Source organism: Spiroplasma endosymbiont of Nomada rufipes, from assembly GCF_964277355.1.
GTDB lineage: Bacteria > Bacillota_I > Bacilli_A > Mycoplasmatales > VBWQ01 > Spiroplasma_E.
In genome coordinates this window covers 311,471-328,034 of record NZ_OZ195517.1, presented here as the reverse complement: position 1 = coordinate 328,034, position 16,564 = coordinate 311,471, and the positions used below count along the sequence as shown (strand labels likewise).

Here is a 16,564-nt window from a genome sequence, read left to right as displayed (position 1 = left end):
ATCCAATTATTATTAAATTACAAAAACCATTAGATAAAGATACCAAAGTTACTGGTTTAAAAATTAAAGCACCTAGAAGCATGATTTTCGGTAATATAAAGGTACTTGGTGAAGTTGACAATATGGAGTATACCCTAAGTTATTTGTTAAAGATAAGATAGCATTTCCACTATTATCAATGCCTATTGAAACTCAACCAAAAGTTAGAATATTACAACAATGATTTAGTGAACAAATATTACCTTGAAATTTAGCAAAACAATTTATAGGACAAGAAAAATCAGTTTTAGATTTGATTAAAATTAGTAGTGGAACTGAAACAAGAAAAGAAGTTATTAAAAATGCAAGAGTAACCGATACTTGATTAGGTTGAGAATTAGGTTCTATTTGAACTGGTGATTGACCATTAAACGAAATACATTTAGAAGATAAAAAAGTTTTATCTTTTAGTAATGAAGGATGATATGTTTATCTTGCAACCAATAATAGATTTAAAGATATTGCAATTGAAATACAAGATGCACCAAAAAATGATAGTTTACGACAATTATTATTAAACTGTTAAGTTATACATATAATTATAATAGAAATTTTGAAGGTGCAGAATATGATGAAAAAACAGGAAAACCTAAAAATAAAATTGCAGAATTACGTGATACATTTTCAGGACAAAAACCAGATGAAATAATTACTAATTTATTTAAACAATGAGAGTTAGATTATCCAAATTATATAAATTTGCAACAAGTTAAAATATTTAAACAAGTATTTATTATGTTATCAAAATATATTTATTCATCTTTATCAATAAATAAAGGTTTAAATGATGATAATAAAATATTATTACCTTATTATTTTGAACTAAAATCAAGTCCAATAAAACCCAGTAAAAATGATATTTGACAATTTAAAGATGTAAAAGTTATATTAAAATCTGAATATTTTGATTTTTCAGATAAGAATAATATTAAATTAAAAAATAATGATATTAGTCAAAATGAATTATTTAAACTTGATGATAATCAATTTAATTGATTATCTATTACAAATGAATTAGAAAGTAATAATATTCCATCATTAGTTCCTGCTGATTGAACACTAGCAAATGGAGAATATGGTAAATATTTTACACGATTAATTATTAATAAAAATAAACTCGAGAATACTTTAAACTTATATGGTTCAAATAAGTCTCAATTATTTTCTAAATTAGAATTTTATGAAGAAATATTACAAATTGATAACAATAATGAATTTGATTTACAAATTAAAAAAGCAATTAATAATTTAAATCGTATTGAAATTAGCGGAATATTTGGTGCTGGTAATTATGATTTAATTTTAATAACTGATAAGCAATTAATAATTTAAATCGAATTGAAGTTAGCGGACTATTTGGTGCTGGTAATTATGATTTAATTTTAGTAACAAATAAACAAGAAATAAATTTAAATAATATTAATTTATTTGATAAATATAATGAAAATATTTCTTATATAAATTTAGAAATTTAATTATCAAAATATCCATCTGGATAAATACCATCTCATGATATATCTATTCTTTCAATAGTATTTCCGCTATTATAAAATTCTGTTTTTTCAGGTGTATCAGAAAAATAAATTTTAAATTCATTTTTTATATCGACTGAAATGCCATGAATATCAGACATTCATATTTTTGAACACCTCATTCAACTTGTTTATGTGGAGTTAAAAAATATTTAACTCCACTAACTTATGGGTAAGCACCCCCCATGATTAATCCTATTGTTCCGGTTGTAGCACCAGTTAGTGCTAATGCTAATGTTATTTTACTTAAATTTGTTTTTATTCATGTTTTCATAATAAATTTCTCCTTTTTTAAAATTTATTTAACTTTTTTTGGAATTATACTTTTTATTTTTTTCATTTTCTTGATCAATAAATTGTATTGTTACTACATCAATAAACTGTTCATATAATTCAGGATTTTCTTTTCATTCTTCTACTATTTCATCTGAAATTAATTGGTCATCAAGAAAATTTGAAAACTTAATATCATGTTCACTACAAAAAACAGTAGGCTCATTAGTAACAGATATTATGTCATTCTGACATTTTTTTATAAAACATTTAATTATTTTTTTCATAAACGCTCCTTTTTCCTTAATTTTACTTCTAAATTGTACTGATTTTTTATTATTTTTACAAGTATGCTTTTAAACGAAAAATAACGCCTAAATGCAAGGCGTTTATTTTGTGATACCTATACTATTAATGATATTAAACTTGTTTATTATATAGCAAATGTGAAGATACTTTTTTTCACAGTAGCATTATTTTTACCCCTAATTACATTTTTATATGGATATAGTGCATAAAATAATGCATCATAAGGGTCTTGATACATATTTCTGTCAGGAATGTTAGTTTTTGTTTCATCATAACGTAATTCTTCTAAACATTGAGTAGTTTTTGGTAAATCATCTTTATTAGCATAAAAGTTTCCATAACTCATAATATTTCTCATTCAAACTACTCTATTAGTTAATCCTGCTTCTTGATTTAAATTTGAAGCATGTTTAATAGCAGTTTGTGTTATTAAAATAGTATTATGTTCATCTATTAATTTTTGATTTAATCAATCCATGGCAGTTCGTGCTTTATCATCATAAAAATAAATTGCTTGTTCAAAATTTTCAAAATTATCCATTAATCCTAAAATTTCATTAATATAAGCATTAATTTTTTCATTTTCATTAATAAAATCATTTGGAGTAACTACTAATTCACAAATAATATAAGCATCATAATAACCAGTATTATTATATTCTTTAAAACCAACTACCATAAATACAGTATGGTCTTTTGGTCTCGTAGCTCAATCCACACCAACACTATAAAAATCAAATTTATACATATCTTTTTCTTGATTATAAAATTGTTTTAAATCATATGGTTGTCAATATTTTACTGTTTTTTGAAATGGAAAAATTGTTGCATCACTATCTAAAAATTCAAAACCATAAAAAACAGTATTAAATTCATCAGGATTACTTTTTTTCATTTCTAATAATGTTCTTTGTTGAATTTCAGGTAATTTTTTTCAAAATGGTTTAATAGTAAATCTTAAAATAAATAAGCCTAAACCACTAAACATGTCTTTATTTTCATAATAAACTTTGCCAATTTTTTTAAGATTTTTCGTTATTTCATCATTTAATGGCAAAAATGGAGTACAGTATTTTAAATAAAATGGATGATATTTATCATAAGGATTACATGTAAAAGTAATAAAGAAACTTTTATAAAAATAGCGAGTAATCTTTTTTCCAAAATTAGGACTATATATATTTTTATCAATAAAGGTTCAACTTCATTCTTTAATAGATTCTTTTGATACTTTAATACGATTACTTCTAAAAATAGAGTTTTGTAAACGTTCATATCGATATGTTAATTGCTTTTCTGTTAGTGTTTCTTTTTCTTCTGCCATAATAATTTCATCTGTTCTTGAACCTAAAAAACTTGAACCACCTGCTTCTTTTCCAAAAATTTTATTACCATTAGCATAACCAATAAAGTCAATTTGTTGATTATTAGGAAAAATAATACAACCACCATCCTTAGTAATTTTTCATTTAATACCATGTGGATTATTAGGTAATAAATTAATATTATATGTATCTAATAAAACTTGACAAACATTCATTAAAGCACCAATTGTCGTTTCACTATGAGTATTTTCATAGCGTCTTACTTCTTGAACACTACTATCACTAAAATTACAACATATAAATAAATCAAACGCTAAACAGTTTCAAGTTTTTCTTGTTCCACGTACAGTTGGAACAAAACGATAAAAACAATTGGTAGTGAAAAATTCTGCTCATTCTTCACCAACAAATTGTTTAAAAATATCTCAACTAAAACCATAATTATTATCACTAAAATTAAGATTATATTTTTTATTTAATTGTGCATAACTAGTGATAAAAGCCATATTTACTCCTTAATTAACATATATAAGTTAAAATTAAATTATTTAAAAAAGAAAGGAACATTAAAAATGCTTATATTACCATTCCCTAATCATTTTGATTGAGAAAAACACGATTTTAATCAAGATGAATTAAGTTTAAAACAAACAGAAGAATTGTTTGCAAAAATAGATGAGCAATTATGAAATGAGTGTAATAAATCTGTATATAAATCATATAGATTTAGAAAACGAAAATTAAAAGCAAAAAAAGGTTTACTAAATTATAAACGACGTATTTGTACTTATTATAACATAGAAAAACAAAAAACTGAATACGTGTCCTTATTAGATAACTATCTTGGTGTTAAAAAATATAGTAAGCTTGCACCAAACGTTATTAAACAAATTTTAAAATATTTTGCTGATGATAAAAAGTATCGTGATGTTTGTGATACTTTTATTGAGGATTTAATCAGTAATAGTACAGTTTGTAGAACATATCAAAATTTGAATTACCAAAAGTTAATATTCCTAAAATAGCATTACAACCAAATCAAACTTTATATATAAATATTGATGATGGTCATAGAAAATTTAAGTTTAATGAAAAACATAATACTAAGAATTGTAAAAAATGTTCTATGAGATTAATAGTATTTTGTACTGGTAAAAAGAAAAATGGAAAATTAATTAATAAAAGAGCTGCATGTCAAATAAGAGTATCAAAAACAGAAATTGGTGCTGAAAAAACTGCAAAATTAATTGAAAAATGCTGAATTATACTTGCACTTACAAGTATAATTCAGCATTTTAAAAGAAAGAGAAATTTAATATTAAGAATTTTTATATTTTTAATTGTTTTAAGAAATTATTCTTTCAAAGTATTGTCACTATAACTTACAATTTTATTATTTAAATTTAAATTTTTATTAATACCAATATTGGCAATTGTATTAAGACTTGATATTGGTAATGTTTTTACTCTAAAAGATAAATCATAAATTTCAGTTTCATTTAAGACACGAAGTTCTCCGTTGATTAAGTATTCATCACCAATTCTAAAGTTTTTAATTCAAGTTGCACGATTAAGATCAGCATAACTAATATCTTCCTCGCGAAAACTTAAAATAGAATTATTATTAGATTTTTTCAATTTAATAATAGATAAGTTATCACCTAATAAGCATAGGCTTTGCTCATGTTGTTCAATTGAATTTCTAATAATAGGAATTATTAAACATTTTTGATCAGGAGTTTGTGTTCAAATGATAACTGTTTCAAGTTTGCAACCATTACAATATTGATAATTACAATTTATATTTTCACATCTAGTTTCGTTAGTTGTTTTTGTTAATGGCACATTGGCAAAATAAATGCCACAATTTATAATATTCTGCATTTAATAAACCTCATTTTCTAAAGTTTTAATAATACTTTTACTATAAACAAACTTAATTACCATAAAAGAGTAAATTTGACCTTAAACTTAATACTTTTAAATTATAATGATATAAATTTTAAAATGTTTTTAATTATTAGTCTGTATAAATTTTGGTTTAAGGGTAAGTGGGAATATTAATTTATGAAATTGGAATAGATATTAAATTGAGTTTTTAAACTAAATTAAAGACTCATATCAATAAATTAAAATACAAAACCCTTACATGAAAATTACTCATATAAGGGCATAAAGCCAAATTTACAATTTTAAATTAATTAAACTGATGTTTTGTCCTAAAGTTTTAGGACAAATATAATAATAACAAATTTAAACCAAATTACAATAGAATCTCATACTGTTGTCATTATTTAGTGATAATTTCCTATTAGTTATCGAGCAAAAATTTCCCAAAAGTAAAGGTAAATATACTTGGTGATAAATATGGAAAGAAGCATGACTATGAAAGAAAAATATAAGTTTAATATTATAAATGACATTATTATTAATAAATTATCTAAACATCAAGCTAAGAATAAACTTAACCTAACTATTAGAAGAATTAACCAATTAATTCAAATTTTCAATAGAGAAGGTAAAGTTGGTTTTATTCATAAATCCCGAAATAAAATTTCTAATAAAACAACAAATTTTGAAATCAAAATTAAGATTATAAATTTATATAAAACCAAATATTATAATTTTAATTTTCAACATTTCCATGAGAAATTAAACAATGAAGAAAAAATTAAAATTTCATATAGTACACTTTATACTATATTAATTAAAGAAAAAATTACTTCACCAAAAAGACATAAAAATAAGAAAAATAACTTGCATCCTACAAGAAACCGAAGAACAAATTTTGGTGAATTAATTCAAATGGATGCAAGTAATCATCATTGATTTGGTAAGGATAAACCAAAAGCTTTTTTACATGCTGCAATTGATGATGCTACAGGCAATATTGTCGGACTATGATTTGATCATCAAGAAACATTAGATGGTTATTATAATGTTTTTTATCAAATTTTAACTAAATATGGCATACCAAAAACATTTTATACTGATAATAGAACAGTTTTTGGATATAAAAAACAAATCGATGCTGGCAAAATAAAAACGGAAAATGATACTTATACTCAATACCAAAAGTCTTGTAATGATTTAGGTGTTGAAATTATTAGAACTTCCATTCCACAAGCTAAGGGTAGAATCGAACGCTTATTTGGAACACTTCAAAGTCGCTTAATTAGTGAACTTAGACTTAATAAAATTAAAAATTTAGAAGAAGCTAATCAATTTCTTAAAATATATATAAGTATTTTTAATAAGCAATTTGCCTTACCTATTGATAATAATAAATCTGCTATGATTAAAGCTCCAAACCAAGAAGAAATAAATATTTATCTTTCAAGATTTTCTAAAAGAAAAACGGATAGTGGTTCAACTATAACATATTATGGTAAAAAGTATTTTCCTTATAAAAATAGCAAAGTTCAATACATACAACCTAGAACTGATGTAATTGTACTTAAATCGTTTATTAATGAGTTATATCTTAGTTATAATCATCAAATATATGAATTAAAAGAAATAGCACCAAAACCAATTATCAAAGAAGAGTTGATAAAAACTAAAAAGGTTTATATACCAAATAAAAACCATCCTTGAAGATATGGATACTAATAATACCAAATTAAAATTAGATAAAATTCTTTTTATAAAAGATTATTTTTGTGAATACTTATAAAGTATATAAAATTTTAAATCGTTTGTCGAGCAGCAAATTTTATGCCTTAAAATTGATTTTAAAGATATAAAAAAATAAAATTATACACCACCAATAGCACAAGCACCAGAAGCCATTGTTGTAATACCACCAACAACATTACCAATTATGGGAATAGTATTTAAAGCACCATTAACAATAGTTAATGTGTTTTCACAATTTAAATTTGATTTATTTTCTAGATTTAGAAGTCTGTTGTCAAGTTCATTAACTTGTTTTTTTAAAGTTTCAAAATCTGCTTTGATTCCTTGAATATTTTTGTTTAATTCATCTAACTTTAATTCATGTTCAATTAAAGTTGAAATATAACTTCAATCTCTTATATAACCTTTTATTATTTCTTTTTCTTGTCTTTTTCAATTATATAATGCTTGAGGATTAAATGTTTTAGAATTATTGATTGCTTGTGGTAAAGTAGAATTTCATTCATTTATATGTGCAAATCATTGTTTAACTTTTTAATCATTTGCTATAATATTTGAAATTTCATTAAATTTATCTTGTGTTACATAGGTAAAAGTTGGTTTTGTCAAACCATAAGAATAGGTACTAAAAGTACCAACAATTATTTTTTTTCAAAATAGCCAATAAAGTGTGAGTAATTAGATTTATCCAATAAATAAACTTCTGATAATTTAAAATTATGATATTTTTTCTTTATGGCACTTTTAATTTCGTTATCAACGTTATGATTAATTTTTCCTAAATTAATTTTTATATCTTTATTTCAATCTGGAAAATCATTTTCTAAATTATCAAGACGATTATTTGGATAATATTTCTCATCTTCTGTTATTATTCTTACTGATTCAAAATCAAATCAATTAAATGGTTTTTCATAAAGTACAATTTCTATACGTTCTTTTCTAGAACTATCTGTATATACTTTTTCAATTTTTGAAAAATTATCTCAAATTGTTTTACCTACTTGTTGTATTTCTTTTCATGTTCATGGAAAAATTGCAGTAATTGAAATATAATTAGAATTATATCGTTGCATCATATCCTCTTTAAATTTTTCGCCAAGTTCTCATGCAGGATTATCTTTTCAATAATGATAATCAGCTATTATTCCTTCAAAAGTTTTTGGTGTAAATGAACAAGTTACTTTACCTCAACTACCCCTTATTTCGTTTTTACCATTTAATGTTCTTTTTAATCGATTTCTGTGTTTTTCATGACGATGTTTATTCATATTTATTTTGCTATTTGTTGTTGGGTTGTTAATAATAAAATCTGTTTGATTATTACTTGTAAAATTTAATTGTTGATTTACTAAATCTAAACTAGTCGTATTTTTTCTAACTCAATTTTTAATATTTGAATTATCAATTGACTTACCATTAATACCTTGTATTTTATTATTTAAAAGTGGAGCAGTTAATACTCACAATTTAAATCAATAACTTGGACTAAAATATTTCATAATTTTGTTCTCCTTTGAAAGTAAATATAAAAATATTTACTTTCAAAACAAAGCAACTTTTATTTGTTAAATTTTACTTCTTTTTTATTTTTTTTTGATAAATATTTTTGGGAAATTTTCACTCGATATTGACATAGAATCTCATACTGTATATAATATATTTTGATTAATCATTATTATAAATTATTATTAATGCTTTAATTAATTTTATAATATAAATATTATTTATTTTATTATAATTATTTTATTTTAAAAAACAAAAAAATAAATAAAAGTAGTACTTAAGTACTACTTTTATAATATAATTTCTCTAATTAAGTTAAAAAAATAATATTTTAAACTATAAATTAAAATTCATGCAAATTTAACTTTAAACTAGTAGTAAAATAACCTCTCACAAACTGAGTATCTTTTTCATTATTTGCTGTAACCGTTTCAACACTAACAAATTTAAAAATAAATGCTTTTTGATTTCAATCATAATCGTAACTAACTGTTTGCTGAACTTTATTCATATTTCCTTCATGTGAAATACTATTATCAATAAACTTTGTATCACTAGATACAATAACTGAATTCTTACTTTGATCATTATAATAATAATCTTTTCTATTTATATGAAAATCGACATGACTTTTTATATCAGTTAATTCTATATATTTTAATTTTGAAGGATCACTAAAAAGAACAATAACATTTTTTTCAAAAGTTTTAACTGTAGTTTCTCCATTATCAGCAAAAATAGGGTATTCAACAATATCAATTGGTATTACATCATGTAAATTATCAACATTTATTAAATTGGAATTTTTTACATATGAATTTAATATCGAAGAAGTTGAAAATATTGATGCTGCTGATAATGCTATTGTTGTTAACATTGATAAATATTTTTTCATAAATAACACCTCTTTTTTAATAACTTCTTAAAATCTTAAGAAGTTGGATACATCATAAACCTTTCTTTTAAAGAAAACAATAAAAAAACATTTATAATAAATAAATGTTTTTTAATAATTTTTACGATTAAAATAAAAAATGAAATTCATTATTAGCGATTTTTTTGATAATTATATACTAACTTAAGTACTGTTTTTAAAGGTAATATTCTAATAATAGTTCTTGTAATTTTATTAGAAATTCCTGTAATAATAACACTTTTTCTTTTTGTTTTTAAGGCTGTTTGTAAAGACTTTTTAGCATAAGTTTCAGTATCTAAAACTGGTAATAATGAACTATAATGTTCTTTATTTCCTTTACCATTACTACTACGATTTCAAAATTCAGTTTTTAATGGACCTGGACAAATTGTAATTACTCTTACTTTACTTTTTGCTCTTTTTAATTCATAATTAACTGCAACACCTAAACTTCAAACATATGATTTAGAAGCATAATAACTAGCAAAAACAGGACCTGGACTAAAAGCTGCCATACTTCCAATATTAATAACACGACCATAATTATTTTTACTAAAACGTTGAACAAATAACTTTGTTAAAATATGTAAACAAGAAATATTTAAATTAATCATATTTAATTCTTGTTCTAACATACTATCTGCAAATGTTCCTCAAACACCATAACCAGCATTATTAATAACTACTGTTACATTTAATTCTTTTGATAACTCAAATAATTTATAAATATTTTTTAAATCAGATAAATCTAAATCATAATTTTTAACTTGTAAGTGTGGATACTTATCTGCTAATTCTAATATTTTTTTACTATCACGTGATAACCCTAATACGTGATAACCTTGTGCTAATAATGCTTGACAGTAATAATATCCCAATCCTTTAGACGCTCCTGTAACTACTGCTCACTGATTCAAAACAATTACTTTATTTATCATTTATATTAATACTCCTTTTATTTTTAGATATTAAACATTTTTTTACTATTTGAACTAATATAATTATAAGCACTAAAAATACTTAATACTGTAGCAACGTACATTGGTATCATTACTAATTGATTAATTAAACCATATTGATCATTATTACTATGACCATTAACACTACCATTTAAAAATCGTCAATTAATAAAAAATAAAATTGTAATTCCTAACATTTGTAATGCTGCCTTTATTCTACCATATTTATCAGCAGCCATTACTGTACCTTTAGTAGCCAAAATTTGACGAACTACATCAATAATAAAATCACGTAATACCAAAATAATTACCATTCAAACCGGAATTATAGTAGCACATGCCATTACAATTAAAACACCATTAGTTAAAAGTTTATCTGCAATTGAATCAAAAAATTTACCAAAAGTTGTTACCTGATTAAATTTTCTTGCTCATCATCCATCAATAAAATCACTAATGGCAGCAATAATAAATAAAATTGCTGCTATTAACCAACTAATCGGTAAACTATAACTATTAATATTAATACTTGTTATTCAAAGATGATAAAAATTATCATTATCTATTGGACTAATAATCATTAAACTAACAATAATTGGGACTAATATTAATCTTATTAAAGAAATAATATTGGGAACATTCATATTTAAAATCCTTTCATATAAGTTTATTTATAATATTTAACATTATTATGTACTTACCTTTTTTAGCATAATTTATAAAAAGTAAAACTTATATTTTTGATCTATTCATGAAATAAGTATATCGTTATTTTCTATATCTATCAATAATATACATTTATATATTAAAATAAATATTCTTTTATATACAATTTCTTAACTATTGTTTGTTTTTTATTTTTCTGATTTTTCTCTTTCGGCAGCAGCTTGTGGATTTTTTCTTTTCTCAATATAATAGAATAAACCAATATAACTTAAATAATAATCTTTATTAAAATCAATTAAACGTGAAGCATTTGTAACAGTTGCTTGTCCTGCCGGTTTACTTCCTCATTCATAAAACGGAATTAAACGTGTTTTTGCTGGATTATGTTTTGCTAAAAAAATAACAGCAGTATCAAAATCTAATTTCATTAACTCACTACCTGTAATTAATTTTTTACCTTGTAATGATGAATTAATATTATCAGCTTTTTTATCTTTATTACCAGAATGGCTATAATTAATAATTGTTTTTTCACCGAACATATCTGAATATTTATTAGCGGTTTGTAAATCCATAGTTTGCAAAAAAGTATGCAAAATACAGTTATTAAAAATAGTTTCTGCTGTTTCTTTACCATATTTTTGTGTTAATTGTTGTAAATCTTGCATAATCATCATGAAAAAAATATTACGACTTCGTGCAACAGTAATCATTTGTGCCATACTAGCAATCGTTGGTATATTACCAAACTCATCAAATAAAAAGTATAAAGGACGTGGTAATTTAATATCAGGTAAAGTACTTGCATAACGAATTGTATTTTTATATAACTGTGCAATAAACATTGATACAAAAGCATTACGTTCATTACTTTCATCAGGAACAACTAAGAAAACAGCACTTGGTTTTTTTACAATTTCATCTAAATTTATATCATTACTACAACTAATATTTCGCGTCACTGGATCAGTAAATAAACGTAATCCATTAGCAACCATTTGACTAATTGATCCCGCAGTTTCTTCAGCACCTTCTAATGCACCTAAACCAATTTGACGAGCTAAACTATGAGTTGGCATTTTTTTTAGAATTTCAACATATCGTTGACGATTAGTAGCAACAATAGCAGCATTTGACATACTAAAGTATTTTAAAGGAACATCAGGTTGATCTTCAAGTTGTTCTAGCATAAATAACATAATTGATTTAACAACTTGCATCGCTGATTGATTTCAAAATTTTTGTTTTGGATCTGATTCAGGAAATAAAGCTTCAATAATATCATTAATTCATGATAATGCCATTGATTCATAAGTAATTGATTCATTTAAAGGATTATTTTCTTTTTTTAAACGCATTGATTCTACATAAAAATCATATACTTTAACAAAAGGATTTCATGAATTAGATACTGATGTATCACGTAAATTAATAAGATAAACATCGTAACCATTATCTTTTAATATTTTAGAATGATTTTGAAATAATTCTCCTTTTGGGTCAGTAATAACCATTGATGGTTTAATTTTCGATTGGGCATTTAAATATATAGTTGGAATAACTAATTTTTGAGTTTTACCACTTCCTGTTCCCCCAATTACAATATTATGAGCATCAGACTTAATATTAAATTGGATACCACCAATTTTAGTCTTTGTTGTTTGAACAACAATACCGTAATCATTTTCAACAGTTTTTGATAAAGGAAAGGTATTAGCAATTTCAGTGGGTGTTAATCAAGCAGCAGATCCATACACTTTATTTTTTGAATCACGTAAAAAGCGACTTTTATTATGATTTTCACAATAAATTTTATATTTATGAATCATAAAGTAAGATAATAAAACTGAAAATTCAATAAGAAATAGAATTAAAAATATTAATCAATAATTAATAACATCCTGTATTAAAAATTTAAGTGTAAATGGTTGTTGATTATCTCCACTATGAGAAAACATGTTACGAACAAAGACTAAAGCATAAACTAATAAAGTATTTATTAATACTAAAAAGGGTATAACAATTATAATTACTGCTGGTAGTACTCATTTTTTTTGACGAATAAATTTCATTTTTATGTTCCTTTATTTTTTATATATTTTATAATAATTTATATTTTACCCATATTGGGAAATAACACCAGCAATACCTGATATTATTAATAATAAAATACCAATAGTTACATTACGTCTTCAATGATAACTTTTTTTCTTTTTAAATTCATTTTTTGTTTTTTTAAATTTCATGATTATTTCTCCAAGATTTTAATATTTTACTTTTTTATTCATCAGGATCTCCTCTTCTTGCATTCTTTCTAGTGTTATTTAAATTTACAAAATGTTCAACAAAAGCACCCTTAGCCATATTATTTAATCCAACAAAAGGGCTTTTTAAATTATTTTTTGTATCTTGTCATTTAGTACCTTGATCATGAGAATTTTGAAATTTACCAATTCCTTTAGCAACTCCTTTAGTACCTTTACCTAAATAACCTGTTATACCATTTTTTAATAGTCCATTTGCTTTCTTTTGACTACCATCATGATTTCTTCCATTTTTAGCACCACCAAATGCAATTTGTTTCCCAAGTTTTAATGCACCAGCACCACCTGCTGCAAGGCTAGCAAAAGTCCGAGCTTTACCCATAATATTTCCAGCAATAGCTGCTCCATTAGAATCAATAGCACTTTGTACACCTAAGTTTTGTGTTACTAAGTGATTAATAATTTTTTGAGTTCTTAAACAACTAATAGCACCAGCTGTACAAAATAACGTATATAAAACTTGTTTTTCAAGTCAACTAAAATTAGTATTATTAGTAATATCTAATATTGCCTTTGGTAATATTTGAAGAAAGATATAAATAGGTAACATCGTTCCTGGACCAATAATAAACTTACCTATTACCATTTCTTTTCAAACACCCAATCTTTTTCCTTGATCAACAGGCATCATAGAAGCAACAATTGGTGATATTGAAAATAAAAGTAATAAATCAATAATTCTTTCAACCAATGTCATTGATGCAACAAATAATACATATAAAGTAAATCACACCGCAATAATTTCAAGAATAAAGTTTCAATGTTTTAATTGAGAAATAGGTGGCATTGAATAAACACCAGGATCATGCTGAGCAGCATTAGCATCCGGAGCACCAATACCTCATAATAAATCAGCTAAACTAGCATTTTTTCCTAAAGCTGTAATTTGTAAAACTGCCAATAATCCTGTTATTAAATAATTTATAGTACTCATAAAAAATGGAATGAAAACAATTACTAAAAAAGCTAAAAATGTATTTTTTATAGCTTTACCTAATTTTTCTCTAATTGTATGTGTTTCAGTAAATTGAATAATAATTAATTGCATAATAAACATAATAAGTATTACGCCAATTGAAACAATTGCTAATGCTGAAAAAAATACTGGTAAATTTTTACTATTAAGTGGATCTTTAGTAAAATCTCCAAAAACTAAATTAGTTATCGCATCAGTTGTTAAATAATCAAATATGCCGCCATGACCATGATTAGGTGATCTCAATAAAATATCAATTAAATATAATGGTCCTTGAATGAAAATAAGTCAAGGTATAAATAATAAAGCTCCTAGTATAATATCTGTTAGTCAATCCATATTTTCATCTCTTTTCTCTTCATAACTTAATATTAAGTTAATATATAACTTTCTTTAGTTAGCTAGGAAGAATATTTGGATTACCACCAAAAGCTTGCACAAGAGCAATTATTATTGCTGATGCAGTAATGCCAATAATTGGTGCAATTAATGTATACATAAACGCTTTTTTAATCTCACTTCTACGTTGTGGATCATCACCAGCGGCCGCTAAATCTTTTGCCAATATAATTATTTTAAAAACACTAAATGCAATTAAAGCAGCAATTAGCAATCCTGCAACTGCCGAAACATAAGGTTTTGCTACATCAATGATTTTATTTATATCAGGTCCATCTGATAGATAATTAAAAATCATAAGTTTTTCCTCCTTAAATAATAAAAAAATAAAATTATTTACTAATCAAAATTGTTTATAAAGCATGAATTTATCTAATAATATAATAAGCCCTATTTTACTCCTTAAAGAGATAAATTAGGACTTACAGTCAAATTCATATGTTATAAATAATGTTGATACACTTTAATTATAGTTGGTTTTAAAATAAAGTAAATAAAAATTTTCAATTTTATCAACTTATTTTTTATTGTTTTATAAAATTTTTTATTTAAATAAAATCATATTAATAAAACTTATAAGTTTTATTAATATGAAAGTATCTTTATATTTAATTGCTAAATTGTAAAGGTAAGTGCAACTAAATTATTTTTCTATCCAAATATTCGATTGGTGAAAGATAATTTAATATTTTTCTCGGTCTTTGATTTAAAGACAATATAAATTTATGAACTTCATTTTTATTAGTTTTTGAAAAAATAAATTTTTTAGGAAATTTTTCTCTAATTAAAACATTAGTATTTTCATTAGTACCTCTTTGTCAAGGTGAATATGGATTGGCAAAATAAATTTTTACATCTAAATTTTTTTCAAGTTGTTGTCAATTTGAAAATTCTTTGCCATGATCAAAATTAATAGTTTTAACAATGTTTTTAGGAAGAATTGATAAATAATAACTGACATTTTTATTAATAACTTTAGTAGTTCTGTTTTTAACTAATATTGCTAAAGTAAATCGTGATACTCTTTCAACTAAAGTTATTAAACATGATTTGCTTTTGCCTCTTGATGATACTATAGTATCTCCTTCCCAATGACCAAGTGTTATACGATCATTAACATTTATATCTCGTTCTTTAATTGATTTACCATTAAACTTGCCACGATTTTCTTTAGATTTTCGTTTTTTACCTTTTCTTCTTAAATTTTTACTAGTAACTTTATCAAGAAAACCCAAATAAATTCAATTATAAATTGTTTTAAAACTAATAACTCATTGTTTATGAAAATTTTTAATTCTGCCATAAATTGGTTCAGGTGATCAACCTAATAGTAATTTTTGTTGTACATATTTTACTAAATTCTTATTTTTAAACTTATGAAAACTAATATGTGATTGTTTTCGATTTTCAGCTTTATTTTGTGCAATTAATGAAAAATAATGATTATTATCTTTATTTCTATTAATTTCTCGAATAATAGTACTAATACTTCGATTAAGATTTTTAGCTATTTCACTAATTTTAAATTTAAATTTCAATTGATTCTCAATATAAATCCTTTCATCTATGCCAAGATGTTTATAATTCATATAAAAACTCCTGACTTTTTTCTAAACTAAATTTAGCATTATGAAATTTTCATATGAGAATTTTTTGCAATTTTATTTACTTGCACTTACAAGTATAATTCAGCAATTTAAA

At 23.7% G+C, this 16,564-nt stretch carries 18 protein-coding genes; 5 read left to right on the top strand and 13 right to left on the bottom strand.

Features of this window, described 5'->3' with window-relative positions; genetic code table 4:
- The first annotated feature begins 178 nt into the window (after positions 1–178).
- Positions 179–565 (top strand): hypothetical protein, encoded by a 387-nt coding sequence (locus ACICQF_RS01780; protein ID WP_395473467.1) that lies wholly within the window; start codon positions 179–181, stop codon positions 563–565.
- 209 nt (positions 566–774) lie between these two features.
- Complete coding sequence (locus ACICQF_RS01775) at positions 775–1,371, top strand: hypothetical protein (protein WP_395473466.1); 597 nt, start codon at positions 775–777, stop codon at positions 1,369–1,371.
- A gap of 139 nt (positions 1,372–1,510) precedes the next feature.
- Here ACICQF_RS01775 and ACICQF_RS01770 read toward each other — a convergent pair whose 3' ends face one another.
- From ACICQF_RS01770 to ACICQF_RS01760, 3 genes are all read right to left on the bottom strand, one after another.
- Positions 1,511–1,672 carry a hypothetical protein gene (locus ACICQF_RS01770; protein ID WP_395473465.1) on the bottom strand — a complete coding sequence of 54 codons (162 nt, stop codon included), beginning with the start codon at positions 1,670–1,672 and terminating at the stop codon, positions 1,511–1,513.
- A 201-nt stretch (positions 1,673–1,873) separates the two neighbouring features.
- A complete protein-coding gene (locus ACICQF_RS01765) occupies positions 1,874–2,131 on the bottom strand; it encodes a hypothetical protein (RefSeq protein ID WP_395473464.1) in 258 nt (85 codons plus the stop codon).
- Between the two features lie 146 nt (positions 2,132–2,277).
- Positions 2,278–3,984, bottom strand: a complete 1,707-nt coding sequence (locus ACICQF_RS01760; RefSeq protein WP_395473463.1) for a hypothetical protein — start codon at positions 3,982–3,984, stop codon at positions 2,278–2,280.
- A 66-nt stretch (positions 3,985–4,050) separates the two neighbouring features.
- Between ACICQF_RS01760 and ACICQF_RS01755 the strand changes: the two genes are divergently transcribed.
- Together ACICQF_RS01755 and ACICQF_RS01750 are read left to right on the top strand one after the other, a co-directional pair.
- A complete protein-coding gene (locus ACICQF_RS01755) occupies positions 4,051–4,503 on the top strand; it encodes a UPF0236 family transposase-like protein (RefSeq protein ID WP_395473462.1) in 453 nt (150 codons plus the stop codon).
- A gap of 101 nt (positions 4,504–4,604) precedes the next feature.
- On the top strand, positions 4,605–4,859 hold the full coding sequence (locus ACICQF_RS01750; RefSeq protein ID WP_395473461.1) for a hypothetical protein: 255 nt from the start codon (positions 4,605–4,607) through the stop codon (positions 4,857–4,859).
- Here the strand turns inward: ACICQF_RS01750 and ACICQF_RS01745 are convergent.
- A complete protein-coding gene (locus ACICQF_RS01745) occupies positions 4,832–5,362 on the bottom strand; it encodes a hypothetical protein (RefSeq protein WP_395473460.1) in 531 nt (176 codons plus the stop codon). The two genes, ACICQF_RS01750 and ACICQF_RS01745, sit on opposite strands and share 28 nt — an antisense overlap.
- 483 nt (positions 5,363–5,845) lie before the next feature.
- Between ACICQF_RS01745 and ACICQF_RS01740 the strand changes: the two genes are divergently transcribed.
- A complete protein-coding gene (locus tag ACICQF_RS01740; RefSeq protein WP_395473459.1) occupies positions 5,846–7,090 on the top strand; it encodes an ISNCY family transposase in 1,245 nt (414 codons plus the stop codon).
- A gap of 668 nt (positions 7,091–7,758) precedes the next feature.
- Here the strand turns inward: ACICQF_RS01740 and ACICQF_RS01735 are convergent.
- The 9 genes from ACICQF_RS01735 to ACICQF_RS01695 form a co-directional block, all read right to left on the bottom strand.
- On the bottom strand, positions 7,759–8,619 hold the full coding sequence (locus tag ACICQF_RS01735) for a hypothetical protein (RefSeq protein ID WP_395473458.1): 861 nt from the start codon (positions 8,617–8,619) through the stop codon (positions 7,759–7,761).
- A 347-nt stretch (positions 8,620–8,966) separates the two neighbouring features.
- Positions 8,967–9,518: a hypothetical protein gene (locus ACICQF_RS01730; protein WP_395473457.1), complete on the bottom strand. Its 552-nt coding sequence runs from the start codon at positions 9,516–9,518 to the stop codon at positions 8,967–8,969.
- Positions 9,519–9,670: 152 nt separating this feature from the next.
- Positions 9,671–10,477 carry an SDR family NAD(P)-dependent oxidoreductase gene (locus tag ACICQF_RS01725; RefSeq protein ID WP_395473456.1) on the bottom strand — a complete coding sequence of 269 codons (807 nt, stop codon included), beginning with the start codon at positions 10,475–10,477 and terminating at the stop codon, positions 9,671–9,673.
- Between the two features lie 23 nt (positions 10,478–10,500).
- Entirely contained in the window at positions 10,501–11,142 is a 642-nt protein-coding gene (gene pgsA, locus ACICQF_RS01720) for a CDP-diacylglycerol--glycerol-3-phosphate 3-phosphatidyltransferase (RefSeq protein WP_395473455.1), read from the bottom strand.
- A 210-nt stretch (positions 11,143–11,352) separates the two neighbouring features.
- Positions 11,353–13,236, bottom strand: coding sequence for a VirD4-like conjugal transfer protein, CD1115 family (locus ACICQF_RS01715; RefSeq protein WP_395473454.1), 1,884 nt, complete (start codon positions 13,234–13,236; stop codon positions 11,353–11,355).
- Positions 13,237–13,281: 45 nt separating this feature from the next.
- The gene (locus ACICQF_RS01710; protein ID WP_338959541.1) at positions 13,282–13,410 is read right to left on the bottom strand and encodes a hypothetical protein; all 129 of its coding nucleotides are present in this window, start codon (positions 13,408–13,410) and stop codon (positions 13,282–13,284) included.
- Positions 13,411–13,444: 34 nt separating this feature from the next.
- The gene (locus tag ACICQF_RS01705; RefSeq protein WP_395473453.1) at positions 13,445–14,803 is read right to left on the bottom strand and encodes an Mbov_0396 family ICE element transmembrane protein; all 1,359 of its coding nucleotides are present in this window, start codon (positions 14,801–14,803) and stop codon (positions 13,445–13,447) included.
- Between the two features lie 58 nt (positions 14,804–14,861).
- On the bottom strand, positions 14,862–15,161 hold the full coding sequence (locus ACICQF_RS01700; RefSeq protein WP_174480067.1) for a hypothetical protein: 300 nt from the start codon (positions 15,159–15,161) through the stop codon (positions 14,862–14,864).
- 340 nt (positions 15,162–15,501) lie between these two features.
- A complete protein-coding gene (locus ACICQF_RS01695; protein WP_395473452.1) occupies positions 15,502–16,452 on the bottom strand; it encodes an IS30 family transposase in 951 nt (316 codons plus the stop codon).
- Positions 16,453–16,564 lie beyond the last annotated feature (112 nt).